Raw genomic sequence first — 24,224 nt, 5'->3', positions numbered from 1 at the left:
ATACATTTTTTATCCTAAATTTGTGTCCTAAAATATAATCTATTTTGAAATTTACTCGAGAAGTCAAAACAGGAATATTAGCGATTTGTGCTATAGCACTTTTAATTTTTGGTTATAGTTTCCTGAAAGGAAAAAATCTCCTGGAAGATGACAGAACGTTTTATGCCGTATATGAAAATGTAGAAGGATTAATACCATCTTCACCCGTAACTATAAATGGATTGGTAGTTGGACAAGTTGTATCTATTAAATTTGCAGATGCAAAAGGTAATCTTGTTGTAGAGTTTAATGTGGATAGTGATTTTACTTTTTCTAAGAATAGCCTGGCTAAAGTATATGGTGGAGGATTAATCGGAGGGAAATCTCTGGCTATTATTCCGGTTTATGAGCAAGGGTTAGATGCAAAAGATAAAGATACACTACCAGGTAAAATAGAATCAGGTTTACTCGAATTAGTGAATGATAAACTTGCTCCATTGCAAGAAAAACTTGAAGCTGCTATAACAGATGCAGATACTCTTCTTACTTCTGTTAATGGGATTCTTAATGTAGACAATAAAAATAATCTAAATTCGATTTTTAAAGATTTAAGTATAACGGTTAAAAATTTTAAAAGCGCTTCAGGTTCGTTAAATACTATTTTATCAGGTAATGAAGGTAAATTAAATAATACATTATCTAATTTGGATAAAATGTCCACTAATCTTAATAAAGTGTCAGATTCTTTAGCTCAAATTAATGTCGCTAAATTGGGAAGAGAGTTAGAAGCTGTATTAGCTAATTTTGAAAAGATTTCTAAAGATTTAAATGCAGGTAAAGGAACTGCAGGTAAATTGTTGAAAGACGACAAATTGTATAGTAATCTTGAAAAAACAAGTAAACAGTTAGAATTGTTGTTACAGGATTTACGATTAAATCCAAAACGATATGTTCACATTTCAGTTTTTGGAAAGAAAAATACCCCATACGAAACACCAACAGACTCAATACATTAAAAATGATGCACTATATACCTAATATTCTATTTGCACTTATCTTGATTGCAGGCGTAGGATATTTTACAAAAAATATTCGTAAAGTCATTCGTAATATAAGACTCGGGAAAGATGTGGACCGATCAGATAATAAGAGCGAACGATTTAAAAATATGGCAATGATTGCGCTTGGACAGTCCAAAATGGTACGACGTCCTATTTCCGGGATATTGCACATTGTGGTGTATTTAGGGTTTATTATAATTAATATAGAGGTTTTAGAGATTATTATTGATGGTCTTTTTGGGACACATAGAATCTTTGCCTTTCTGGGAGGATTGTATGATTTCTTAATAGCTTCTTTTGAGATTCTGGCATTTCTTGTTTTTATTGGGGTTGTAATATTTTGGGTACGCCGAAATGTTATCAAAATAAAACGATTTTGGAATCCAGAAATGAAAGGATGGCCTAAGAATGACGGAAATCTAATTTTGTATTTCGAGATGGTTCTGATGACTCTGTTTTTGGTAATGAATGCATCAGATCTTCAATTACAGGCTTTGGGAGCCGAACATTATATAAAAGCTGGGGCATATCCTATTAGTCAATATATATCACCACTTTTTAATGGGATGTCAGAAGCTTCATTAATTGGTATTGAAAGAGGAGCGTGGTGGCTGCATATTTTGGGAATATTAGTATTTCTGAATTATTTATATTTTTCAAAGCACCTGCATATTTTACTAGCATTTCCTAATACATATTATGGAGATTTGAAACCTAAAGGAGAGTTAGATAACCTAGAAGCAGTTACTAACGAAGTGAAATTAATGATGGATCCTAGCGCTGATCCTTTTGCGGCTCCTGCAGATGATCAAACCGAAGGAGAACCAGAAAAGTTTGGTGCTTCAGATGTTGTAGATCTTAATTGGGCACAATTACTTAATGCATATACCTGTACAGAATGTGGTCGTTGTACTAGTGAATGCCCAGCAAATCAAACAGGTAAAAAATTATCTCCACGAAAAATCATGATGGATACCAGAGACCGTCTAAAGGAAGTAGGAGATAATATAGATAAGAATGGAAGTTTTGTAGATGATGGTAAACAATTGCTAAATGATTATATCACTCCAGAAGAGTTATGGGCATGTACAAGCTGTAATGCATGTGTAGAAGCTTGTCCTGTAAGTATAAGTCCATTGTCAATTATTATTGATATGAGACGTTACTTAGTAATGGAAGAGAGTGCTGCCCCATCTGATTTGAATAATATGATGTCTAATATAGAAAATAACGGAGCTCCATGGCCATTTAACCAGATGGATAGACTCAATTGGAGTGACGAATAATTAAAATAATAGTAAATTAAATTTTTAACCATTTTTTTAACCGATTAAACCATAGATTAATAGAAATTATGAAGAAGGAAGAAGTAGAGAAATTATTGCATGACAAAGTAGAAGAAGGGGAACATATAAGTCCTGTCTTACCAGAAGGTATTAAGAATTATCTTATTGATATCGATGGAACTATTACCGAAGATGTACCTAATGAAGAACCAGAACGAATGGTTACATGTGAACCATTTCCTGATGCGTTAGTTACGTTAAACAAGTGGTTTGATGAAGGACATATTATTTGTTTTTTTACTTCAAGAACCGAAGATCATAGAGAAGTAACAGAAACATGGTTAAAAACCCATGGATTTAAATATCATAGCCTTTTAATGGGTAAACCAAGAGGGGGTAATTATCACTGGATCGATAATCACTTAGTAAAAGCTACAAGATATACCGGTAAATTTACCGAGTTGGTAGAAAGAGTAGTGACTATCGAAGTTTTTGACGATGGAAAACACGATTAAAATATGAGTTTTTTGGTTTTACTTTTTTAAAAGAAAGAACCTTTGAACTTTAAAAATTATAATATGAGTGAAACAATTAAGGTGCCTACGATGGCAGAATATATGGCAGAGGGTAAACAACCAGAAGTTCTATTTTGGGTCGGTTGTGCTGGTAGTTTTGATGATAGAGCCAAAAAGATAACTAAAGCTTTTGTGAAACTACTTCATAATGCAAATGTTGACTTTGCTGTATTAGGTACCGAGGAGAGTTGTACAGGAGATCCAGCAAAAAGAGCTGGGAATGAATTTTTATTTCAAATGCAAGCAGTTACTAATATTGAAGTAATGAATGCTTATGAAATTAAAAAAGTAGTGACAGCCTGTCCTCATTGTTTTAATACATTGAAAAATGAATATCCAGCACTAGGAGGAGAGTATGAAGTAATGCATCATACGCAATTTCTTAAATCCTTGTTAGATGAAGGTAGACTAAAAGTAGAAGGAGGTAAGTTTAAAGGTAAGCGAATTACATTTCATGATCCTTGCTATCTGGGTAGGGCAAATAATGTATATGAAGCGCCAAGAGATTTACTTAGAAAACTTGAGGTTGAATTAATAGAAATGAAGCGCTGTAAGAAGAATGGATTATGTTGTGGTGCTGGTGGTGCCCAGATGTTTAAAGAGCCAGAACCAGGGAATAAAGACGTAAATATCGAGCGAACAGAGGATGCTTTAGAAACAAAACCTGATATTATTGCTGCCGGATGTCCATTTTGTAATACAATGATGACAGATGGAGTAAAAAATAAAGAGAAAGAAGAAAGTATAGAAGTGTTAGATGTAGCAGAGCTTATTGCTAACGCTCAGGATTTATAATTTTTTCTTTAGTACACAATTTTCTTAGAGTTAATATGTTTTTCATATTAACTCTTTTTTATAACAGTATATAGTAATAGTTTTTATTACTTTAGTAAAAAATAGCTAATGTTGGTAGAATTTAATGACCTTCCCGAGACATCTAGAGTATGGATTTATCAAGCAAATCGGTCATTCACTCAGGAAGAACAAAAAGAAGTCGAGAAAAAATTAAAAGAATTTCTAACACAATGGACAGCGCATGGTGCTGATCTAAAATCGGGTTATGAAATCAAATATAAACGTTTCATAACTATTGGGTTAGATCAAGGGATGAACGCTGCTACAGGGTGTTCTATTGATGCATCGGTTCATTTTATTTTAGAATTAGAACGTGCTTATGATGTAGATTTAATGGATAAAATGAACGTCTCTTTTAAACAAGGAGAATTTGTTGCATATAAATCTCTTACTGATTTTAAGAAAATGGCTAAAAATAGATCAGTATCACCAAATACTATCGTTTTTAATAATCTGGTTACTAATATTGCCGAATATCGTACCAATTGGGAAGTACCTGCAAAAGATAGTTGGCATAATCGTTTTTTAAATTAAAATTTTTGTGCGGCATATTGTTAAAAAGTTTATTCCTTTCATAATTTTTCTTGCCACTTTTAGTGTTTATCCTCAATTAGAAAATCCTTTGCTAGTAGAAGACTATGAGACTCAGAAACGATGGGTGGATAGTATTTATAATAGGATGACCCTTAAAGAGAAAGTTGGACAATTGTTTATGGTTAACGTGTCTTCTTCTGATTCTAAAAAAGAAACAGATAAGATAAAACAGCTTATAGAGGAGTATACTATAGGAGGAGTTATCTTTTCTAAAGGCGGCCCTGGACGACAGGCCAGACTTAACAATAAATATCAAGATATATCTAAGGTTCCTTTGTTGATTGGAATTGATGCAGAATGGGGTTTAGGAATGCGATTGGATTCTACTCAAGCTTTTCCCTGGAATATGACACTTGGCGCAATTCAGGATGATGATCTTATTGAAGAAACCGGAAGACAGATAGGAAGACATTGTAAACGACTAGGGATTCATATGAATTTTGCTCCTGTAGTAGATATTAATACTAATCCAAAAAATCCAATAATCGGTAATCGCTCTTTTGGTGAAAATAAAGAAATAGTTGCTCAGAAAGCTTTAGCGTTTATGAAAGGTATGCAACGAGAAGGCATCATGGCAAATGCAAAACATTTTCCGGGTCATGGTGATACCGATACAGATTCACATAAAACATTACCTACAATTAGTTTTGATGCTAAGAGAATTGATAGCATTGAGTTGTATCCATATAAACAACTTATTAAAGAAGGGTTGTCGGGTGCAATGGTAGCACATCTTAATATTCCCAGTTTAGAGTCTAGGTATAATTATCCTTCTTCAATCTCAAAGAAAGTTGTTTCAACATTGTTAAAAGATAGTTTAAAATTTGAAGGTTTAATTTTTACAGATGCTCTTAATATGAAAGGAGCTTCTGATTTTAAAAGTCCTGGAGAAATTGATTTGGCAGCTTTTTTAGCTGGAAACGATGTCTTATTGATGTCAGAAGATGTTCCGTTAGCGTCACAAAAAATAGTTTCCGCATATTACGCTGGAGCAATAACAGAAGAACGATTATCATATTCTGTTAGAAAGATTTTGTTAGCTAAATATAAAGCTGGCTTAAATTCGTATACACCGGTAAGTTTGGGTTTTTTGCATGAAGAATTAAATAGTGTGAAGAACAAAACACTTCATCATGAGTTAGTTGAAAATTCATTAACGATACTTAAGAATGAAAGAGCTACACTGCCTATAAAAAATCTAGATTTAAAGAAAATAGCATATGTGTCTTTGGGTGATGATTCTGGAGAACCATTTTATGAAGAATTACAAAAATATGCAAAAGTTGATTGGGTAAAAGCAAATCAATTAGGAGAAATGATAGATCAATTAAGTAATTACAACTATGTAATTGTTGGTTTTCACAAGTCTAATGCATCTCCCTGGGCAGCCTATAAATTTAAAGATAAAGAATTAGTGTGGTTGTATGAGATTGCTCGACTTAATACAACTGTTCTTAATGTGTTTGCAAGGCCTTATGCTATGTTAGATATGTTAACAACAACAAATTTAGAAGGTGTATTGATGGCGTATCAAAATAGTACTGTAGCTCAAGAAAAAGCAGCACAATTACTGTTTGGGGCATTAGAAGCTAAAGGAAAACTACCGGTAGGTATAGGTCCTGATTTTCCTGTGGGCACAGGACTTGAAACAAGATTGTTAAAGAGATTATCATATGGGCTGCCAGAGAGCGTTGGGATGAACTCTTATAAACTTGCCAGAATAGATTCTATAGTTGATTTTGCGCTACAAGAAAAAATGACACCAGGTGTACAACTTGTTGTTGCAAGAAAAGGTAAGGTGATATTTAATAAAAATTATGGATACCATACCTATGATAAATTTAGGAAAGTAAAAGGGTCAGATGTTTATGATGTAGCATCACTTACAAAGATATTAGCGACTCTGCCTCTTACAATAGAATTAAAAGATAAAGGAATAATTTCTTTAGATTCAAAAGTAGGAAAATTGCTTCCTGCTTTTAAAGATTCTAATAAGGAGCATATCACAATTAGATCTATGCTTTCTCATTATGCTAAATTAAAAGCATGGATACCATTTTATGTGCATACGATGGATTCTGTTACTAAGAAACCTGATAAAAAATACTATAGAACTACTCGATCTAAAGAGTTTAATATACAGGTGACTAATAACCTATATTTTCGTAGCGATATGAAGGATTCTTTGATTCTAAAGATTAGAGATAGTGAGCTTAGGGATAGATTAAGGTATAAGTATAGTGATTTACCATTTTATCTATTACAGGAATATATAGAAAGTCATTATGGAAATTCACTGAATAAACTAACTCAACAGCATTTTTATAAGCCTTTGGGAGCTAGTAATACTACGTACTTGCCATTAACAAAGTTTAAAAAGAAAAAAATTGTACCTACAGAAAATGATAGGATTTTTAGGGGAGAAGTTGTCCATGGGTATGTTCATGATCAGGGAGCAGCAATGCTTGGTGGTGTAGGAGGGCATGCCGGGTTATTCACAAACGCTAATGATGTTACAAAAATAATGCAGATGTATCTTAATAAAGGGTATTATGGAGGTAAGCAATATTTTGGAGAACAAACCTTGGAAGAATTTAATACCTGTCATTATTGTCATAAGAATGTACGTAGAGGTGTGGGCTTTGATAAACCACAGTTGGGAGATGTTGGACCTACTTGTGGATGTATATCTATGTCTAGTTTTGGACATAGTGGCTTTACCGGAACATTTACATGGGCTGATCCCGAAGAAGAAATAATATATGTTTTTTTAAGTAATAGGACATATCCCAATGCAGCAAATAGAAAGTTGATATCAAACGATATTCGTTCAGAGATACAAAGGATTATCTATGAGGCTATAGATTATTGATTAGAGGGTGTATAAACGAATTAGGATTTTCAAAAGTAAAAAAGATGAGTGTTAAGATTTCTGAAGAAGGCCCTGTGTTTTCTCGAATAGTTGCAGGATGCATGAATTGGGGAGAATGGGGAGCTAATTTAAATAAAGAAGAGGTTTGTAAACTAGTAGAAGACTGTTTATCAATTGGTGTTTCTACCTTTGATCATGCTGATATTTACGGACATTATACAACAGAAGAATTATTTGGTAGCGTCCTTAAAAGTAATTCATCGCTTCGCAGTAGAATGCAGTTAATCACAAAATGCGGAATAAAACTGGTTACTCCTAATCGTCCTGATAATACCATTAAATCGTATAATACAAGAAAAGAATATATTATTGATTCTGTAGAGAAATCATTAATAAATCTAAGAACAGATTATATTGATCTTCTTTTAATTCACAGACCAAGCCCTCTGATGGATCCGTTTGAGATAGTAGATGCTTTTAATACTCTTAAAGAAGATGGTAAAGTGTTACATTTTGGAGTTTCTAATTTTACAAAAGAGCAGTTTGCAATGTTAAATCAGTTTGTACCATTAGTAACTAATCAGATAGAGGTTTCTCCATTACATCTCGATCCTTTTTTGGATGGTACTCTTGATGAGTGTATGTATAAGAGAATCAGACCTATGGCTTATTCTGTATTAGCGGGAGGTAAGTTTTTTTCTAAAACTCCCGAAGACCAAATAATGAGAATAAATAAAATAGTGGATAGATTGTCTAGGAAGTACAATGTAAAGCCTGATCAAATTTTAATATCATGGGTACTTAAACATCCTTCTGGTATTCTTCCTGTAATTGGTTCTACAAAAATTAATAGGATAGAGTCTGCTGTACATGCTCTAGATATTAAGATTACTGATGAAGAATGGTTTGAGGTTTTTGAAGCTTCACGAGGAAAAGAAGTTGCTTAGTTGATATCTTTCACTTTACTTTTTTCTGTTTTTTCAGTATTATATTAATGTTAAAATACTTGTAATTTTTAGAGTCGAGTCTTTTTTTAGTTATATTTAATCGACCTAACTCTCAACGTAAATACAATTTTTTCTTGTTAATTGTTGAATCGTAAACCTAGTAAACCTCTCAAATTGTCACTTCCTAACCCCTAACTTAGAAACCAATGAACAAGTATAAACTAACGCTTATAGGATTGGTGTTTTCTGTTTTTATTTATGTAACATCTATTGTTTTAGAACTAGATTTGTTTGAAAAATTCGTTACTCTTTTGAAAAGTTTGGAGCAATATGAATTTGATAAGATGATAATTCCGCTGATCATATTTTTTGTGTTTATTTATTTGGATATGATTAGACGCAATAAAGAAACTTTAGTAGAAAATACTAAAGTAAATATCTATAAGGCTATGCTTAAATCCAGTCATCACATCTTGAATAATTTTATTTATCAGATGGATATTTTTAAGCTTACTGCAGAAGATACTCCAGGTTTTGACGCACAAACATTAGCGTATTATGAAGATATAGTGAGTAATACTTCGCATCAAATTAATTCTCTTAGTAATTTGACCACTATCGATGAGTTTTCTATTCGAACTTCGGTAATGAATAATACCTAATCTAAATTTTATATATAGTTAAACTATATTTTTACCTCCTTTTTTAAGCCATTGGTTTTACCCTAATCTTTAAAATCATGAATAATTATAAGTTAACATTCATTGGATTTGTAGTATCTATGTTTATTTATATTGGATGTATTATTTTAGAATTAGATTTGTTTGAAAAATTTGTTGCTTTATTAGCAAGTTTAGAGCAATTTGAATTTGACGAAATAATAATCCCCATAGTTGTATTTTTTATATTTCTTTTTATTGATACTGCTCGAAAAAGTAAAGAAATAAAAATGGAAAATGCAAAACTTAATATTTATAAGGCAATGCTTTCATCAAGTCATCATATTTTAAATACTTTTATTTATCAGATGAATATATTCAAAATCACTGCAGAAGAAACTCCTGGTTTTGATAAAAAAGTCCTTGTTTTTTATGAAGAAATAATTGATAACGCTTCTCATCAAATCAATTCATTAAGTAACCTCACAAATATCGATGAATTATCAATTCGAGCATCAGTAATGGGGCAAGAGTGTCTTATATAATTGTATTTGTTATTTTTCGAAAAAACTAAAAATAGATCCGCCATATTTTCTTGAATTGCCGAAGTATGGAGATTCTTCTAGAGAGGTATGTTTAGAATGTTCAATAATTAAGATACCATTTTCGTTTAGTAGATTGTTTTCGAAGACTAGTGCTGCAATTTTAGTAAATTGATCGGTAGTAAAATCATATGGGGGATCAGCAAATATAATATCCACGCTTTGTTTTACTTTTTCTAAGTAACTATAAACATCACTTTTTACAGTTTCAATATTAGAATCAAGTTCCTTAGCAATACTTTTTATGTAGCCTAAACAAGCATAATGAGAGTCCACTGCGGTTATGTTTTCTGTTCCTCTGGATATAAATTCATAACTAATATTTCCTGTTCCGGCAAAAAGATCTAAAACTGAGACCTGAGAAAAATTATAATGATTTCTTAAGATGTTAAATAGCCCTTCTTTAGCCATATCTGTAGTGGGTCGAACGGGTAATTTTTTAGGAGCAGTGAGTCTTTTGCCTTTATATTTTCCTGAAATAATTCTCATAATTAAAAATGACTTAGTAATACAAAATGTTGATGAGGCTCAACTCGCATAATATTTGAAGCAAACTTTGATTCTTGAGATCGATTTCCAAAACCAACATTACGAATATACTTATACGCGATATTATGAAAATCACTATTCTTGGTGATATCACCAAGAAATACCAATTTAAACTCTTCTGGATTGAGATTTAATTGTTCTGTAGTGTACATTAAATAATATAAAAAATCTTCTTTGGTTTCGTAATTAAATGTATTGCTTAATATTAAATGCCCTTTGTTGATTACAATTAGATCAAACACAATACTGTTCATGTTTACAAAAACGGTAATAGATTCACTGTTTTTTTCTTTTGTAAGTAATGTGTTTATAAGTATAGTATTTGTGTGTTTATATGTAAATGAGCCAAAAGTATCGAAGAAAAAATTATTTATATTAGTGTATGGTATGTATACGGTAACTAAATCATGTTGATCGAGTTCGTCGTATGTAATAAAATCATTATCAAGAACCTTGACATTAAATTTTAAGTAATCTTTTAATAGAGCCTCGTTAAATAATGGTTTTGGTACAATAGTATATAAGTCATTTTGATGAATTACCTCTATCGTAGTAAACGATTCTTTTAGATTTTCATTACGATCAAAAGTGTATTTGATTTTATCCAGGACTTGTTCTGGTGTTAATCGTATACCAAAATTCTCTTGCTCAATTGCTGTTACTTGGTTATTAGTGTCTACAGTACAAAAAGAAAGTCCATTCAAGCTTACCTGAATGGACAATTTTTTTGATGTATTATCAATAGTATCACTGATCGTTTGCACCATAAGTTCTAGGCCAGTTACCAGAAGTCATTACTTCAGTCATTGATCCTACAGAAAGGAATGCTCCATTTACTCCATCAACCGACTGTACTTCCTTTTCTTGAAATAAAAGATCTTTATCAAGATCATGCAATAAAACATCTTTAGCAACCTTTGCTTCAAACACAGGAATTCTAAGGTCGTTTTTATTAATATACCCAGCATCTAGTTCATAATTAGCTTCTACTCCTTCAATCGGTACCTTCATCATGTTTTTATGGCTTCCTGTCTTAAATAAAGAATCCTTTACAGAAGCGTATCCTAGAGTATCGATAACTACAGTATCTCTTGGTTCATCAATTTTAAGTATTTTATTAAATCTTATAAAACTGGAATCTCTTCTTTGAGTTAATGTAAACTTGGCAGTGTCAATAAATGAAATTAATTTAACCGGGTCTTTTGTAAATCTTCCAGTTACCGATCTATACGCTAGTTGCGCTTTACGGATATCTCTTAAATTTTCAACAGCCTTGGCATATCGTACTTCTTTTATTTTATTGAACTTTACAGGACCATTAACAGAATTGAATACCAAGTATCCTAAAAATCCTATAACTACCCACAGAACTAATTGAACAACAATTTTCATTTTATGATTTAGCTTTAAACATTAGTGTATACGCAAATCTACAATTTTTTTTCAATCGTAAAAGTTTATTGCCAAAAAATCATCCCTATCTTTGATTTATTAATTAAAGGTTTGACTAATAGTATAGATAATTTTAATGAAGGAAAATGAGTTTTATGAATTGTTAAAAGAAGAATTTCCTTTTGAACCTACACTAAAACAGGATATTGTGTTGCAGCGACTATCTTATTTTGTGCTTTCTGGATCAAAAGATTCACTTTTTCTTTTAAAAGGTTATGCTGGTACAGGGAAAACTACATTAATCGGAGCATTGGTTAAAAATTTATGGAAAGCTAAATTGAATGCAGTTTTATTGGCTCCCACTGGTCGTGCAGCTAAAGTCATTAGTAATTATTCAGGAAAACACGCCCAGACTATACACAGAAATATTTATTATCCAAAAAAAAATAAAAGCGGAGGATTAGCTTTTCAACTTAAACAAAATAAAAGCCGCAATACTATTTTTATTGTGGACGAGGCTTCAATGATTCCAGATACACCAAGTGATAGTAAATTGTTTGAAAACGGATCTTTGCTTGATGATTTGATGATGTATGTATATTCTGGGTATAATTGTAAAATACTTTTTATCGGAGATACGGCACAATTACCACCTGTTAAGTTAGAGGTAAGTCCTGCATTAGATGCTAATAACTTATCTATGGGGTTTAATAAGGATGTTACTCAAATAGAATTAGACGAAGTAGTACGGCAAGCAGAAAATAGTGGTATTTTGATGAATGCTACGCGTTTAAGAGAATCTCTTAATGATGAGTTTTATGACTATTTTCAATTTCAAATAGATGGATATCCTGATATAGTTCGATTTTTTGATGGTCATGAAATTATGGAAGCTCTAAATGATGCGTATGCCAGTTCTGGCCATGAAGAATCAGTAATTATATTGCGATCTAATAAAAGAGCCAATATTTATAACCAACAGATTCGATCCAGAATACTTTTTCAAGAAGAAGAATTGTCTCCGGGGGATTATTTGATGGTGGTTAAAAATAATTATTTTTGGTTGGATAATAAAAGTGAAGCAGGATTTATAGCAAACGGAGATATCATTAGAGTGCTAGAGATTTTCTCTATTAAAGAGCTTTATGGATTTAGATTTGCAATTGTTAATGTTGATATGGTTGATTATCCAAATCAGAAACCGTTTGAAACTGTACTCATATTAGATACGCTTACATCTGAAACCCCTTCTTTGTCTTATGAAGAATCGAATAGGTTATATCAAGAAGTTATGGGGGATTTTGAAAATGAAAAATCAAAATACAAAAAATTTATTGGTGTAAAGAATAATAGATATTTTAATGGATTACAAGTTAAGTTCTCTTATGCTATTACTTGTCATAAATCTCAAGGAGGGCAATGGGATACAGTTTTTATAGAACAACCATATCTCCCTGATGGGATTACCAAAGATTATTTACGGTGGTTATACACCGCAGTTACTAGAGCTAAAAAGAAATTATATTTGATTGGTTTTAAAGAAGATTTTTTTGTTAAGAATTAGAGTTCTTAAGTGTTTTATATACTGGGCTTTAAGATATTTTTAAGAAACTAAATGGAAAGGTGTTCTAGAAAATTGATTTAAAAAAGTTATTTTTGCAATTACAGAAAAGCACAAATTTTGAACAAAAATACTCTAAAAACTATCGCAATGATACCTGCGAGATATGCTGCCACGCGTTTTCCTGGCAAATTAATGCAGGATCTTGGAGGTAAAAGTGTCATCAGGAGAACTTATGAAGCCACTATTAATTCTGGACTTTTTGATTCGGTATATGTAGTCACAGATAGTGATATTATCTATGATGAAATTATATCTCATGGTGGTGTAGCTATTATGAGTAAAAAAGAACATACTTGTGGAAGCGATAGAATAGCTGAAGCCGTTGAAAATATGGATGTTGATATTGTTGTTAATGTTCAGGGAGATGAACCTTTTACTGATCGTGAAAGCTTAGAAAAAGTACTAAGCGTATTTTATGAAGAAGATTCAGATAAAATTGATTTGGCAAGTCTTATGACCCCAATGGAAGATTGGGATGATATTATGAATCCAAATAGTGTTAAGGTTATTGTAGATGAAAATAACTATGCTTTATACTTTTCTCGTGCACCTATTCCATATCCAAGAGATAGAGAAATAAACCATACGTATCACAAGCATAAAGGGGTTTATGCGTTTAGAAAACAAGCAATCTTGGATTTTTATCATTTGTCTATGCGTTCATTAGAAGCTTCAGAAAAAATTGAATGTATTAGGTATTTAGAATATGGGAAAAATATTAAGATGGTAGAAACACAACATGAAGGTGTTGAAATTGATACTCCAGAAGATCTAGAAAGAGCTAAAAAAATAATAAATAAAGAGAATCTATTGAATCCTAAACCTGTAACGGCCACCAAAGTGATAACTTCTAATCATAGAAATTTTCCAATGGTACCAAAAGTAGTATTTGGAGAAGGATGTTTTAATCAAATTCAGGAAATTATATCACCAGAACGAAATGGAGTTGCACCTTTTATCTATTTGATTGATAGTGTTTTTGAAAATAATCCTTCTTTCATAGAAGAAAGAATACCATTATTATATACTGATGAGATAATATATATATCTACTGCAGAAGAACCTAAAACTTCTCAAGTAGATATGATAGTTTCCAAAATCAAAGATAATTATCAATATATTCCGAGTGGAATAATTGGAATAGGAGGAGGGTCTATTTTGGATCTTTCTAAGGCAGTAGCGATTATGCTTTCAAACCCTGGAAGTGCCGCTGATTATCAAGGATGGGATTTGGTTAAAAATAAAGCGGTATATCATGTAGGTATTCCTACAATTTCTGGAACAGGAGCAGAAGTTTCGCGAACTACAGTGTTAACAGGGCCAGAACGTAAACTTGGAATTAATTCTGATTTCACTCCATTTGATCAGGTAATATTAGATCCAACTTTAATTAATGGAGTTCCTAAAGATCAGTGGTTTTATACGGGAATGGATTGCTATATTCATTGTGTTGAATCTTTAGATGGGACCTATCTAAATGCATTTAGTCAAAGTTATGGAGAAAAAGCTTTGGACTTGTGTAAGGAGATTTTTCTGGAAAATAATTTGACCAAAGAGGATATAGATGCAAAATTAATGATGGCTTCATGGCACGGGGGTATGAGTATTGCTTATTCTCAAGTAGGTGTTGCTCACGCTATGAGTTATGGTTTAGCATATGTGTTAGGTACAAAACATGGGATTGGTAACTGTATTGTGTTTGATAAATTAGAAGAATATTACCCAAAAGGAGTAGCTGTATTTAAACAGATGAAGGAGTTTCACGATATTAAATTACCTCAAGGGATTTGTGCAGATGTAACAGAAGAACAATTAAATGTTATGACCAAAGTTGCATTAAGTTTGGAACCACTATGGGAAAATGCTTTAGGGTGTGATTGGAAATCTAAGATAAATGCAGATAAGTTGAAAGAAATTTATCGTTCTTTGTAATTATTCTTAACTTTTTCTTCTCATGCGACGTCTTTCTTCTTTCATATATTATAAAATTATGGGTTGGAAGTATATTGGCGACTTCAGTGCTGATACTATAAAAAAATGTATCGTTATAGTTGTACCGCATACTAGCTGGCATGATTTCTATATAGGTCTTTTGATACGACAATTAGCAGGTATTAAGATAAGTTTTTTGGGTAAAAAAGAACTTTTTAAATGGCCAATTGGTTGGTATCTTAGAAAGGTTGGAGGAATTTCTCTGGATAGGACTCCTGGACAGAATAAAGTTGAAGCTATTGCAGAGATATTCAAGAAAAAAGAGGAATTACGTTTGACTATTGCGCCAGAAGGAACAAGAAAGAAAGTTAAAGAGTGGAAAACAGGATTCTATCATATAGCGAAAGCTGCAAAAGTTCCTATTATTATGGTCGCTTTTGATTTTGGGAGAAAGCAATGTGTAATCTCTGATCCATATTACCCAGGTAGTAATATTGATGAGGATTTTAAGAATATGTATCAGTTTTTTAAAGGGGTTAAAGGAAAGGTTCCTAAATATAGTTTTGATGTTGATTAAAACTTATGAGTCTTTTGTTCTTTTATAGGTTCTTCTTTTTTTTCTTTAGCACTTCCACCTCCAAAAATAAGAGCAGTACTTGAGAAGGTAGTGCCAAATGTTTTTGCAGCATAGTATACTTGAGAGATTGCATTTTCTGCTTGTTCTGGTGTAAGTTCTTTTAAAGGATGAATATAAACCGACCATAAAATACCATTAGAGATTGCATATTTTACATCAAGAGCAGAATGAAAATTTGCTGTCATACTATCTAATAAAAGATCTTTATCCAGGTTTTTGGATTCAGTAATAGGAGATATGATTCTCATTCGATTATTTGTAGCATCGGTTACGCAAAGCATTGGGGTTTCCTTATATAAAAATTTCCAGTTACCAGAAACTCCACCAAGAGTATCTGCGTTTTTTTCAATGATTTCCTGCAGTTTGGTGTTATCCATATGTTGACTATAGGTGAAATATGAAAAAGAAAGCAGAATAAGGACAAATAATTGCTTCATAGTATACGTTTTAATTATAGTCGTGTTACCTTACAAAACATAACAAAAAAAGAGTTTAGTACCACTAAACTCTTTTTATTTGTATTTTTTAAGTATATTTTGTTATACTTTAGTCCCTTTTAATAATATTTAACGTATATATAATTATACGTTATTCGTTAACAAGCTCCTCCATAGTATGATATACATTTTGTACATCGTCATCTTCTTCAATTTTTTCAAGAAGTTTTTCTACATCTGCAGCCTGTTCTGGCGTGATTTTCTTAGTTACCTGTGGGATACGTTCAAATCCAGAGGATAAAATTTCAATTTCTCGACTTTCTAATTCTTTTTGAATAGCACCAAAGCTGCCAAAAGGAGCGTAGATTAGTATTCCATCATCATCCTGAAACACTTCTTCGGCACCAAAATCAATAAATTCTAATTCTAGTTCTTCTGGATCAATACCTTCTCCATTGATTCTAAAATTACAAGTATGATCAAACATAAACTCAACAGACCCCGATGTGCCGAGATTCCCTTCACATTTATTAAAATATGATCTTATGTTGGCAACGGTTCTATTATTATTATCCGTAGCTGTTTCAACTAAAATAGCGATCCCGTGCGGAGCATATCCTTCAAAAAGCACTTCTTTATAATCTCCTTGGTCTTTATCAGAGGCTTTTTTAATTGCTCTTTCGATATTGTCCTTGGGCATATTTACAGACTTGGCATTCTGAATTACTGCTCTAAGTCTGGAGTTAGAAGCTGGATCTGGACCACCTTCTTTTACAGCCATTACAATATCTTTACCAATTCGAGTAAACGCTTTTGCCATTGCTGACCAACGTTTCATCTTACGTGCTTTTCTGAATTCAAAAGCTCTTCCCATATGCTAGTTTTAAAATCTAATTACAAACATAAGTAGAAACCAAGTTTTTGACAAATGTTTGTTTGATATGAGTTTAAAATTAATACTATTTTTTTACTAAAAAGGTTACATTGTTATACAGAAGTTGATATTTATTCAGCTTCTATTATATTGTCAATAGTTTTTGCGAGTTTGAAATCATTTTCAGTAATCCCTCCGGCATCATGTGTAGATAAACTTATTTGTAGTTTATTATAAACATTTGACCAGTCAGGATGATGTTGTTGTGCTTCAGCTTCAAAAGCAATACGGGTCATTACCGAAAATGCGTCTTTAAAATCATTAAATTCAAATGTAGTATGGATGGCGTTATCATGATATTCCCATCCATCAATTTCGTTTAATCTTTCTTTTATTTCAGATTCTGATAATTTTATCATTATAGGTAGTGATTAAGTTTTGTACTATAGACCTAGTTCTTCTCTTAAAACTTCGTCTTTATTGCTGTTTTTGCCCCAGTAGGGTGATTTTATACTTTTAATTCTGCTTGCTTTTGTAGTAAGTTCTTTTGCATTAGCCCCAAACCCACTTTTAAAAGTTTCTGTCCAGCTTTCAATATCATAAGGAAAAGATGCATTAAAAACAATACTAATGCTTCTATTAAGTTCTGGATATTCGATTGTATAGGTATTGGTAGCTCCACTCTTACTTAAGGAGACTTTGGCGCTATATGCTTTAATTTCTTTGTGTTTTAGTCTTGTGAATTCAAAAGAAGGGATAATTTGAATATCTCCCTGAGGTAAACCTTCTGGATTAATTCTAATTTTGGCCCAAAGTTCGTTTTCTAAAATGGCTTTATCTAATTTGTATTCCTGATCAGCTTCATTCTGAAAATAAGAATGAGACATAATTTCAAATTGTTTTCTATTATTCAATTGTGCATATACATGACCGCACCATTCTTGCATAGAACTGGAGATTTTTATAGCATGTTTGTCATCTGATACTGGAAAAAATGTACTTTGCATAATGGAGTATGGGTAGATACCAGTGTTAAATTTCTTAGTAGCATTAAGCTTTAATACCGGTATATTACTAGTACTTTGATTGTCAGCTTTTACTTGTTCTTTGGGTAAGAAATCTTCTGTAACATAAATAAGTACAGCAGTACCTTTTCTCATTTCCCCATAGCGGGCTTGTTCTAATTGATATGAAGTTATTTCTGCCTCTCCGGCATACCAGTATTTTTTAAATTCTTCTGATAATTGTTTAACAGGTTTTGTGTTTTCTAAGGTAGTATCGTCTACAACTTTAGAAATTGTATCTGTTTTAATATTACTGCAAGCTATGATGACTAATACGCCCAGGATTGAGAATATGAATATCGACTTTTTCATGACGGTGTATTTTACTTTTTTGAACAACAAAGTACAACAAACTTAGGATTTGGCAAGTGTAGTTAACATTTCATACACAAGATGAGTAGGAAGTCCCATAACATTAAAATAACTACCTTCTATTTTGGATATTCCTATGAGCCCTATCCATTCTTGTATACCATACGCGCCGGCTTTGTCTAAGGGGCGATGTTTATTTACATAATACTCAATTTCTTCTGTAGTAAGCTTTTTAAAAGTAACTTTAGTTGTATTGTGCATTACTTTTGTTTGATGAACAGTTTTAAAGCATACAGAAGTTATAACGTCATGAGTATCGTCAGAAAGTGAAGTGATTATTGTAATTGCTTCCTTAAGATTTTTTGGTTTCCCCAGTGCTTTGTTATTATGCCAAACAATAGTATCACTTGTAATAAGAATATCATTAGGTTTTAGATCTGTAAAAGCATTTGCTTTGAGTTCTGCTAAGTAATCAGAAATTTCTTCAGCCTTAAGATGATCAGGATATATTTCTTCAATTTCTTTTAATTGAATGGTGAAATTAAAATCCAAATCTTTGAAAAATTTTTGTCTTCTGGGAGATCCGGAGGCAAGAATTACATTTTTATTTTTTAAAATATCTTTTAGCATGATTTATTTTAAAACAAATTGATAAACTAATAGAGTGAAGGCTGCTGTGATCAAAACAATTTTTAAAATCAGTTGTAATTGTTTCAATTGTTTATCAGATTCTGCACTAAAACTCTTAATCATGAAATATAACAATGGAGCAATAATTGTAATGAGTACAAAAATTACAGCTTTGCTATTAGAAAAGAGATAGGTGTATATGTAATAAACAACAGCAATAATCGGAAGTAGGGTTAATAAGCCAACTAGTTTTGTAGTTCTGTTTTTTCCTAAAACTATTGGAAGTGTTTTAATTCCTATTTTATGATCTCTATCGATATGTAAAGAATCTTTGATAATTTCTCTTAGCAATACAAGTATAAAAGCAAATATTGAATAATCTAGGATGATTGAAAAAATTACAGTTTGGGATTCTTTGTTTTTCTCTGTTATAGCAGGAAGAAGGTCAAAGATACCAACAGCTATTAAACTTAATGCAGCCAATAAAGCAGGAATTATATTTTTTAGTACAAAAATCTCTTTTAGATAAGAAGCATAAATATAAAATATACCCGAAATTATAATAAATAATGCAGCAAATCCAGATCTTCCGATAAGGTTTGATAAATAGAAGCCGATAAGAACTCCGATAACATTAAAAATGATAAATAATCTATTGGCAGATTTTTCTGATATTGATCCGTACAATAGGTTTTTTACTTTTGAATCCTCTTGATCATATATTTCTATAATAATGTTACCTGCTGCCGCTATACTAATGGTGGCAATAACAAGTAAAGCAATCCCGAACCCATTTAAAGTAATCGCAATATTAAAAGGTTCAAAAAGCCCATATTTTATGCATAATTGAGCAAGTGCAATGATGAGTAGATTGTTAAATTTTATCAGCTTTAGATAGGATAGCATAGAAATGATTGGTTAATTAGTCCGCAAATGTAATAATTATACGATATGATTTTCTAATTTTTATACTATTAACATAGGAGCTTTAAGAGCTAGTATTATGGGGATAATAGTTTTTGTTAACGTTAATGGAGGGTTAATGAGCTCCAATTACATGGCTACAGGTAGGCTTTGTCTTAATTTTGATAACATCAATCAATCAAAAAGCAGAACAATCGTAATACATTTTTATTGAGTTTAATTTAAAAATATCTGGGTTTAAGAAGATATCATGGTAAAACAAAAAATAAACATATTAATTGTAACATCTATTCTGGCATTATTGGCTCTTTCTGGAATCCAGGGATATTTGATTTTTAATACCTATCAGTTAAAAAAGGATGTCTTTATAAAAGAAACTAAGAAATCAGTTTCGAGTTTTGATAATACCAAGGAGATGGATTCTATTTCTGAGCTATGGTATAACGAATTAACAAAAAACTTAACCGAGTATAAAAAGAATAACTTACTAAAAAATGAAACGATAAAACATTTTAAGCCTTTTACGGATTCTTTAAATGATCTTTTTAAAGAATATTATAATCAGGAAATGAAGAAGGTTAATTTGAGTTATGAATTAAAGTATAAGAAAACTATAAAAAGTATAGTAATTCATGATGATAATGTATTGGATACTATCTTTTCTGCAGAAGATGGGGATAATTATTTTCTATTTGGAGAAGATTTTCCTGACGAAGAAGGTACTGTTATTAGTAAAGCAAGATGGTTTACAGAACATGATTATGAAGATGACAGTAAAGAAGAGGTTTTACAAACCAAATTAGATGTCGAAATTCGAACAGAAGATACTATAAACATTATTGGATGGAAAAGAATAGTATTAGGGCAGATGTCAAGTTTATTTTTGATCTCTATATTATTGTTTTTGTTTGTGGTAGCATTACTTTTTTATTCTATAAAAACAGTTATCCAGCAAAAGAAAATCGCAGATGTACGTAATGACTTTATTAATAATATTACACACGAACTTAAAACACCACTAGCCACTCTTGGGATCGCTTCTAAAAGTTTAAGAAATAAAGAAACTCAAAATTCTCCGCAAATATTTGCTAATGCTTTGGATATTCTTGATCGTCAAAATACCAGATTGCAGAAATTAATTGATCAGGTTATGACTAATACCCTGGGATCAGAAGATATTATTTTGAAAAAAGAGAATTTTTTAGATAACAAATATTTTAATGAAATCCTGGAAGATTTTAAATTATCAGTCGGTAATAAAGAAGTAGAAATCAACGCCAAAATCGAATATAGGGATGTGTTTCTAAATATAGATAGGTTTTTATTTACAACAGCTGTATTTAATATTTTGGAGAATGCGGTTAAATATGGAAAAGAAAAAGTGAAAATTACAATGCGCACAGAGCTTAAGAATAACTCTTATGAGATTTCAATCCAGGATAATGGTATTGGAATTCCCGAAAAAGAATATACCAAAGTTTTTGAGAAGTTTTATAGGGTTGCTACAGGTAATGTTCATGATGTGAAAGGATTAGGTTTAGGTCTATTCTATACAAATCAGATCATTAAAGCACATCAGGGTAAAATTGATATCGAAAGTAAAACCGATGAAGGAACCAAGTTTATAATAACCATACCAACAATCTAATACTTATGAAACATATATTACTAGCAGAAGATGATTTTGATTTTGGAAGTATTCTAAAACAGTATTTAGAAATACATAGTTATACGGTAACCTGGGCGAAAGATGGAAAAGAGGCTTTAGCAATATTTAAAGAAGGAAAATTTGATATCTGTGTTTTTGATGTGATGATGCCCAAAATTGATGGATTTACATTAGCAGAACAAGTTATTGATATCGATCCAGAAACTCCGTTCGTATTTCTTACCGCAAAAAAAATGAAAGAAGATAAAATACGAGGATTAAAATTAGGAGCAGATGACTATATCGTTAAACCGTTTGAAGCAGATATTCTTGTTTTAAAACTTCAAAACATTTTGAAACGAACAAGAAAAGTAACACAGATAAAGGAAGATGTTGTATGTATTGGAAATTATGAATTTGATATTATAAATCATCAGCTAAAACTTGGTGCAACATCACAACGATTAACTGAAAAAGAAACGACCCTAATTCAATATTTATGGGAGCATAGAAATAGAATGATAAAAAGAGAAGATGTGCTTAAAGATGTTTGGGGTAATGATGATTTTTTCTCTGGCAGAAGTATGGATGTGTTTATTAGTAGATTACGCAAATACTTCAAAGAAGATAATAATATAAATATAGAAAGCGTACGCGGAGTAGGACTCACATTTAATGTAATTTAATCATCAATCAAAAAATGAACAGTATGAAAGGTATTATAAGTTTATTAGTATTTCTTTTTGCCTATATGGGTTTCTCACAAGGATCAATAGATGCGCTTGATAAAACGTTGAATTCGATCTATGAAAAAGGACATTTGCCTGGTTTCGCAGTTGCTTTGGTCACGCCAAGTGGGATAACGTTTCAAAAAGGGTATGGATATGCAAATAAGGAAACAAAAGAACCGTATACTATCGAAACAGTTCAAAACATAGGTTCAGTATCAAAAACTTTTATAGGAGTAGCATTAATGAAAGCCATTGAATTGGAGAAACTAACATTGGATATGCCTATAAATGAAATTTTACCATTTGCAGTCAATAATCCAAAATATCCAGATGTGCCAATAACAGTAAAACATTTGGCAACACATACATCAAGTATTTTGGACACAGAGAACTATAATAAAAGTTACATTTTTGAAAACTTGAATGAGATTACCCCAGAGAAATTCGAAAAAAATGAGTATAAAGAATTGAAGGTCATTGCAAAGAATAAAAGATATGCTCTCAAGGATTTTTTGATTAATCATTTAACAAAAGATGGATTATGGTATTCAAAAAAGAACTTTTTAAAAAATAGACCAGGTGAACGATATGAGTATTCTAATAGTGGATCAGCTTTATTAGCTTATATAATTGAAGAAGCAACAGGTATTCCTTTTGTTAAGTTTACTCAAGAGTATATTCTAAATCCAATAGAGATGAGCGCATCGGGTTGGTCATACACAGCTATTGATAAGAGTAAACATGCGAAGACTTATTATCAAAGTGGAAACAAAGTACCTGAGTATAGTCTGATTACTTACCCAGATGGAGGGTTTAGAACAAGTATTATAGATTTGTCAAAATATCTAAATACCATGATGAAAGGATATTATGGTGAAGAATCTTCTATTCTCAAAAAGAATTCATATGAAAAAATGATGACCCCGAAACTCACAAAAAAACAATACAACACTAAGGAGCTCAAAGATAATCAAGGGCTTTTGTGGGAGAGTAAACCAAGTGGTACAATTGGGCATAATGGATCTGATCCTGGAATATTTACCCTTATGTATTTTAAAAAACAAGATAGAGCAGGAGGGATTATTTTTACAAATACTGATATAGATGGTAATATAGAAGCATCAGAGTCAATTCAACAAATATGGATTCAGATTAGAAAATATCAAAAGGAAAATAAAAAATAAAGACCTCATCAGTCTTCAATAAATATTTATCAATCTTCCCCAAATATTTGGGATTAAAATCGAATAGTATGAAAACAATAATCTTATGGATAGTAAGCTTGATTTTAAGTTTAGTATCAGCTAATGCACAAACTACCAGTAATTCGTCAAAATCTACAACAAAGGTATCCATTAGTTATGATGGTGATACAGAAAAGAAAAGTTATTATAGATCTTTTGCTATCATAGATATGGATAATAGCTATAGAATTAAAGTCCGATTTATGAAAGATATGACAGATGAAGTAAAATCGTACTTAATTGATCAATTAGGTGAGGAAAATATGATATTCAGGGATGAAACGTATTTATGGAAAAAAGAAATTGAAAATGAAGAAGTTTATGAAGTAACACTCAAAAATAATCGATTAAGAATTAGTGTGGATAAAGAGCTGATTTCTGATAAATTTCTTAAAAAATTTAAACAGATGGGGAAGGAACTGAAAACGATTACATCAAAAGAATCAAAAATTTAAATCAATCATTAATCAAAAAACGAACAGTATGAAAACACTTATTTATTTTGCAAGCTTGATATTGGCAATTTCAATAGGAAATGCTCAATCATCATCAAACTCTAAAGTTTCTATTAGTTATTCTAATGATGAACCTGGAGAAAAGAATTATAAAGTAAATATCTCTATTTCTAATACAGATGATATTTATAACCCGTTGTGCATTTAGTTAATATTAATTTTTAGGTTGTTTATATTTCTGTTGAATTCAAACCTATTGATATATTGAATAATGGTCATTGCTGTGATCTTTGATAAGATTCTATTTTTAAATACCTCAAAAGATTTCGCATAATTTCTTC

26 protein-coding genes and 1 pseudogene are annotated in these 24,224 nt (G+C 31.4%); 17 read left to right on the top strand and 10 right to left on the bottom strand.

Annotated features, from left to right (window positions below; genetic code table 11):
- The first annotated feature begins 44 nt into the window (after positions 1-44).
- The 9 genes from FOF46_RS21705 to FOF46_RS21665 all read left to right on the top strand — a co-directional run bounded on the left by FOF46_RS21705 (position 45) and on the right by FOF46_RS21665 (position 9,373).
- On the top strand, positions 45-995 hold the full coding sequence (locus tag FOF46_RS21705; RefSeq protein ID WP_109438347.1) for an MlaD family protein: 951 nt from the start codon (positions 45-47) through the stop codon (positions 993-995).
- Between the two features lie 5 nt (positions 996-1,000).
- On the top strand, positions 1,001-2,326 hold the full coding sequence (locus tag FOF46_RS21700) for a 4Fe-4S dicluster domain-containing protein (protein WP_109438394.1): 1,326 nt from the start codon (positions 1,001-1,003) through the stop codon (positions 2,324-2,326).
- Between the two features lie 68 nt (positions 2,327-2,394).
- Positions 2,395-2,841, top strand: a complete 447-nt coding sequence (locus FOF46_RS21695; protein WP_109438348.1) for an LNS2 domain-containing protein — start codon at positions 2,395-2,397, stop codon at positions 2,839-2,841.
- A 63-nt stretch (positions 2,842-2,904) separates the two neighbouring features.
- Positions 2,905-3,696, top strand: a complete 792-nt coding sequence (locus FOF46_RS21690) for a (Fe-S)-binding protein (protein ID WP_143917890.1) — start codon at positions 2,905-2,907, stop codon at positions 3,694-3,696.
- A 108-nt stretch (positions 3,697-3,804) separates the two neighbouring features.
- Positions 3,805-4,290: an ABC transporter ATPase gene (locus FOF46_RS21685; protein ID WP_143917889.1), complete on the top strand. Its 486-nt coding sequence runs from the start codon at positions 3,805-3,807 to the stop codon at positions 4,288-4,290.
- Positions 4,291-4,297: 7 nt separating this feature from the next.
- Positions 4,298-7,222: a serine hydrolase domain-containing protein gene (locus FOF46_RS21680; protein WP_407933705.1), complete on the top strand. Its 2,925-nt coding sequence runs from the start codon at positions 4,298-4,300 to the stop codon at positions 7,220-7,222.
- A gap of 44 nt (positions 7,223-7,266) precedes the next feature.
- A complete protein-coding gene (locus FOF46_RS21675; RefSeq protein ID WP_143917888.1) occupies positions 7,267-8,169 on the top strand; it encodes an aldo/keto reductase in 903 nt (300 codons plus the stop codon).
- A gap of 206 nt (positions 8,170-8,375) precedes the next feature.
- The gene (locus FOF46_RS21670; protein ID WP_109438351.1) at positions 8,376-8,831 is read left to right on the top strand and encodes a hypothetical protein; all 456 of its coding nucleotides are present in this window, start codon (positions 8,376-8,378) and stop codon (positions 8,829-8,831) included.
- Positions 8,832-8,908: 77 nt separating this feature from the next.
- A complete protein-coding gene (locus tag FOF46_RS21665; RefSeq protein WP_109438352.1) occupies positions 8,909-9,373 on the top strand; it encodes a hypothetical protein in 465 nt (154 codons plus the stop codon).
- 9 nt (positions 9,374-9,382) lie between these two features.
- On the opposite strand, the gene FOF46_RS21660 is transcribed toward FOF46_RS21665, so the two are convergent.
- From FOF46_RS21660 to FOF46_RS21650, 3 genes are read right to left on the bottom strand one after another with little or no spacing between them, the layout of a single operon-like run.
- Positions 9,383-9,919: an RsmD family RNA methyltransferase gene (locus FOF46_RS21660; RefSeq protein ID WP_109438353.1), complete on the bottom strand. Its 537-nt coding sequence runs from the start codon at positions 9,917-9,919 to the stop codon at positions 9,383-9,385.
- Between the two features lie 2 nt (positions 9,920-9,921).
- Positions 9,922-10,746, bottom strand: coding sequence for a DUF3822 family protein (locus FOF46_RS21655; protein WP_143917887.1), 825 nt, complete (start codon positions 10,744-10,746; stop codon positions 9,922-9,924).
- A complete protein-coding gene (locus FOF46_RS21650) occupies positions 10,727-11,371 on the bottom strand; it encodes a hypothetical protein (RefSeq protein WP_109438355.1) in 645 nt (214 codons plus the stop codon). Before FOF46_RS21650 ends, FOF46_RS21655 begins: the two co-directional genes overlap by 20 nt.
- A gap of 136 nt (positions 11,372-11,507) precedes the next feature.
- Between FOF46_RS21650 and FOF46_RS21645 the strand changes: the two genes are divergently transcribed.
- From FOF46_RS21645 to FOF46_RS21635, 3 genes are all read left to right on the top strand, one after another.
- Positions 11,508-12,935 (top strand): ATP-dependent DNA helicase, encoded by a 1,428-nt coding sequence (locus FOF46_RS21645; RefSeq protein WP_109438356.1) that lies wholly within the window; start codon positions 11,508-11,510, stop codon positions 12,933-12,935.
- Positions 12,936-13,082: 147 nt separating this feature from the next.
- Entirely contained in the window at positions 13,083-14,927 is a 1,845-nt protein-coding gene (gene kdsB, locus FOF46_RS33105) for a 3-deoxy-manno-octulosonate cytidylyltransferase (protein ID WP_109438357.1), read from the top strand.
- A gap of 58 nt (positions 14,928-14,985) precedes the next feature.
- Entirely contained in the window at positions 14,986-15,504 is a 519-nt protein-coding gene (locus tag FOF46_RS21635) for a 1-acyl-sn-glycerol-3-phosphate acyltransferase (protein ID WP_333968009.1), read from the top strand.
- Here FOF46_RS21635 and FOF46_RS21630 read toward each other — a convergent pair.
- From FOF46_RS21630 to FOF46_RS21605, 6 genes are all read right to left on the bottom strand, one after another.
- Positions 15,501-16,001 (bottom strand): hypothetical protein, encoded by a 501-nt coding sequence (locus FOF46_RS21630; RefSeq protein WP_235011022.1) that lies wholly within the window; start codon positions 15,999-16,001, stop codon positions 15,501-15,503. The genes FOF46_RS21635 and FOF46_RS21630 overlap by 4 nt on opposite strands.
- A 151-nt stretch (positions 16,002-16,152) precedes the next feature.
- The gene (locus FOF46_RS21625) at positions 16,153-16,875 is read right to left on the bottom strand and encodes a YebC/PmpR family DNA-binding transcriptional regulator (protein ID WP_143917885.1); all 723 of its coding nucleotides are present in this window, start codon (positions 16,873-16,875) and stop codon (positions 16,153-16,155) included.
- 131 nt (positions 16,876-17,006) lie between these two features.
- A complete protein-coding gene (locus FOF46_RS21620; protein ID WP_109437804.1) occupies positions 17,007-17,294 on the bottom strand; it encodes a 4a-hydroxytetrahydrobiopterin dehydratase in 288 nt (95 codons plus the stop codon).
- A gap of 24 nt (positions 17,295-17,318) precedes the next feature.
- Positions 17,319-18,251, bottom strand: coding sequence for a septum formation inhibitor Maf (locus FOF46_RS21615; RefSeq protein WP_109437803.1), 933 nt, complete (start codon positions 18,249-18,251; stop codon positions 17,319-17,321).
- A gap of 42 nt (positions 18,252-18,293) precedes the next feature.
- Positions 18,294-18,881 carry a Maf family nucleotide pyrophosphatase gene (locus FOF46_RS21610; protein WP_109437802.1) on the bottom strand — a complete coding sequence of 196 codons (588 nt, stop codon included), beginning with the start codon at positions 18,879-18,881 and terminating at the stop codon, positions 18,294-18,296.
- Between the two features lie 3 nt (positions 18,882-18,884).
- Positions 18,885-19,787 carry a geranylgeranylglycerol-phosphate geranylgeranyltransferase gene (locus tag FOF46_RS21605; RefSeq protein WP_143917884.1) on the bottom strand — a complete coding sequence of 301 codons (903 nt, stop codon included), beginning with the start codon at positions 19,785-19,787 and terminating at the stop codon, positions 18,885-18,887.
- A 268-nt stretch (positions 19,788-20,055) separates the two neighbouring features.
- Between FOF46_RS21605 and FOF46_RS21600 the strand changes: the two genes are divergently transcribed.
- From FOF46_RS21600 to FOF46_RS21580, 5 genes are all read left to right on the top strand, one after another.
- Complete coding sequence (locus FOF46_RS21600; RefSeq protein WP_143917883.1) at positions 20,056-21,453, top strand: sensor histidine kinase; 1,398 nt, start codon at positions 20,056-20,058, stop codon at positions 21,451-21,453.
- Positions 21,454-21,458: 5 nt separating this feature from the next.
- Positions 21,459-22,139 (top strand): response regulator transcription factor, encoded by a 681-nt coding sequence (locus FOF46_RS21595; protein ID WP_143917882.1) that lies wholly within the window; start codon positions 21,459-21,461, stop codon positions 22,137-22,139.
- A 23-nt stretch (positions 22,140-22,162) separates the two neighbouring features.
- Positions 22,163-23,368, top strand: coding sequence for a serine hydrolase domain-containing protein (locus FOF46_RS21590; RefSeq protein WP_160114274.1), 1,206 nt, complete (start codon positions 22,163-22,165; stop codon positions 23,366-23,368).
- Between the two features lie 68 nt (positions 23,369-23,436).
- Positions 23,437-23,883 (top strand): hypothetical protein, encoded by a 447-nt coding sequence (locus FOF46_RS21585; RefSeq protein WP_143917881.1) that lies wholly within the window; start codon positions 23,437-23,439, stop codon positions 23,881-23,883.
- Positions 23,884-23,911: 28 nt separating this feature from the next.
- Complete coding sequence (locus FOF46_RS21580) at positions 23,912-24,091, top strand: hypothetical protein (RefSeq protein WP_143917880.1); 180 nt, start codon at positions 23,912-23,914, stop codon at positions 24,089-24,091.
- Here FOF46_RS21580 and FOF46_RS32630 read toward each other — a convergent pair.
- A pseudogene (locus tag FOF46_RS32630) lies at positions 24,088-24,224 on the bottom strand (IS982 family transposase); the annotation flags it as partial. The gene FOF46_RS21580 and the pseudogene FOF46_RS32630 sit on opposite strands and share 4 nt — an antisense overlap.

The organism is Aquimarina algiphila (assembly GCF_007489275.1).
GTDB classification, from domain to species: domain Bacteria; phylum Bacteroidota; class Bacteroidia; order Flavobacteriales; family Flavobacteriaceae; genus Aquimarina; species Aquimarina algiphila.
This window is presented reverse-complemented; position numbering and strand designations above follow the sequence as displayed.

Coding starts and splice junctions, on each gene's coding strand:
- FOF46_RS21700 (WP_109438394.1), top strand. CDS start 1,001: ATGCACTATATACCTAATATTCTATTTGCACTTATCTTGATTGCAGGC.
- FOF46_RS21695 (WP_109438348.1), top strand. CDS start 2,395: ATGAAGAAGGAAGAAGTAGAGAAATTATTGCATGACAAAGTAGAAGAA.
- FOF46_RS21690 (WP_143917890.1), top strand. CDS start 2,905: ATGAGTGAAACAATTAAGGTGCCTACGATGGCAGAATATATGGCAGAG.
- FOF46_RS21685 (WP_143917889.1), top strand. CDS start 3,805: ATGTTGGTAGAATTTAATGACCTTCCCGAGACATCTAGAGTATGGATT.
- FOF46_RS21675 (WP_143917888.1), top strand. CDS start 7,267: ATGAGTGTTAAGATTTCTGAAGAAGGCCCTGTGTTTTCTCGAATAGTT.
- FOF46_RS21670 (WP_109438351.1), top strand. CDS start 8,376: ATGAACAAGTATAAACTAACGCTTATAGGATTGGTGTTTTCTGTTTTT.
- FOF46_RS21665 (WP_109438352.1), top strand. CDS start 8,909: ATGAATAATTATAAGTTAACATTCATTGGATTTGTAGTATCTATGTTT.
- FOF46_RS21660 (WP_109438353.1), bottom strand. CDS start 9,919: ATGAGAATTATTTCAGGAAAATATAAAGGCAAAAGACTCACTGCTCCT.
- FOF46_RS21655 (WP_143917887.1), bottom strand. CDS start 10,746: ATGGTGCAAACGATCAGTGATACTATTGATAATACATCAAAAAAATTG.
- FOF46_RS21650 (WP_109438355.1), bottom strand. CDS start 11,371: ATGAAAATTGTTGTTCAATTAGTTCTGTGGGTAGTTATAGGATTTTTA.
- FOF46_RS21645 (WP_109438356.1), top strand. CDS start 11,508: ATGAAGGAAAATGAGTTTTATGAATTGTTAAAAGAAGAATTTCCTTTT.
- kdsB (WP_109438357.1), top strand. CDS start 13,083: ATGATACCTGCGAGATATGCTGCCACGCGTTTTCCTGGCAAATTAATG.
- FOF46_RS21635 (WP_333968009.1), top strand. CDS start 14,986: ATGGGTTGGAAGTATATTGGCGACTTCAGTGCTGATACTATAAAAAAA.
- FOF46_RS21630 (WP_235011022.1), bottom strand. CDS start 16,001: ATGAAGCAATTATTTGTCCTTATTCTGCTTTCTTTTTCATATTTCACC.
- FOF46_RS21625 (WP_143917885.1), bottom strand. CDS start 16,875: ATGGGAAGAGCTTTTGAATTCAGAAAAGCACGTAAGATGAAACGTTGG.
- FOF46_RS21620 (WP_109437804.1), bottom strand. CDS start 17,294: ATGATAAAATTATCAGAATCTGAAATAAAAGAAAGATTAAACGAAATT.
- FOF46_RS21615 (WP_109437803.1), bottom strand. CDS start 18,251: ATGAAAAAGTCGATATTCATATTCTCAATCCTGGGCGTATTAGTCATC.
- FOF46_RS21610 (WP_109437802.1), bottom strand. CDS start 18,881: ATGCTAAAAGATATTTTAAAAAATAAAAATGTAATTCTTGCCTCCGGA.
- FOF46_RS21605 (WP_143917884.1), bottom strand. CDS start 19,787: ATGCTATCCTATCTAAAGCTGATAAAATTTAACAATCTACTCATCATT.
- FOF46_RS21600 (WP_143917883.1), top strand. CDS start 20,056: ATGGTAAAACAAAAAATAAACATATTAATTGTAACATCTATTCTGGCA.
- FOF46_RS21595 (WP_143917882.1), top strand. CDS start 21,459: ATGAAACATATATTACTAGCAGAAGATGATTTTGATTTTGGAAGTATT.
- FOF46_RS21590 (WP_160114274.1), top strand. CDS start 22,163: ATGAAAGGTATTATAAGTTTATTAGTATTTCTTTTTGCCTATATGGGT.
- FOF46_RS21585 (WP_143917881.1), top strand. CDS start 23,437: ATGAAAACAATAATCTTATGGATAGTAAGCTTGATTTTAAGTTTAGTA.
- FOF46_RS21580 (WP_143917880.1), top strand. CDS start 23,912: ATGAAAACACTTATTTATTTTGCAAGCTTGATATTGGCAATTTCAATA.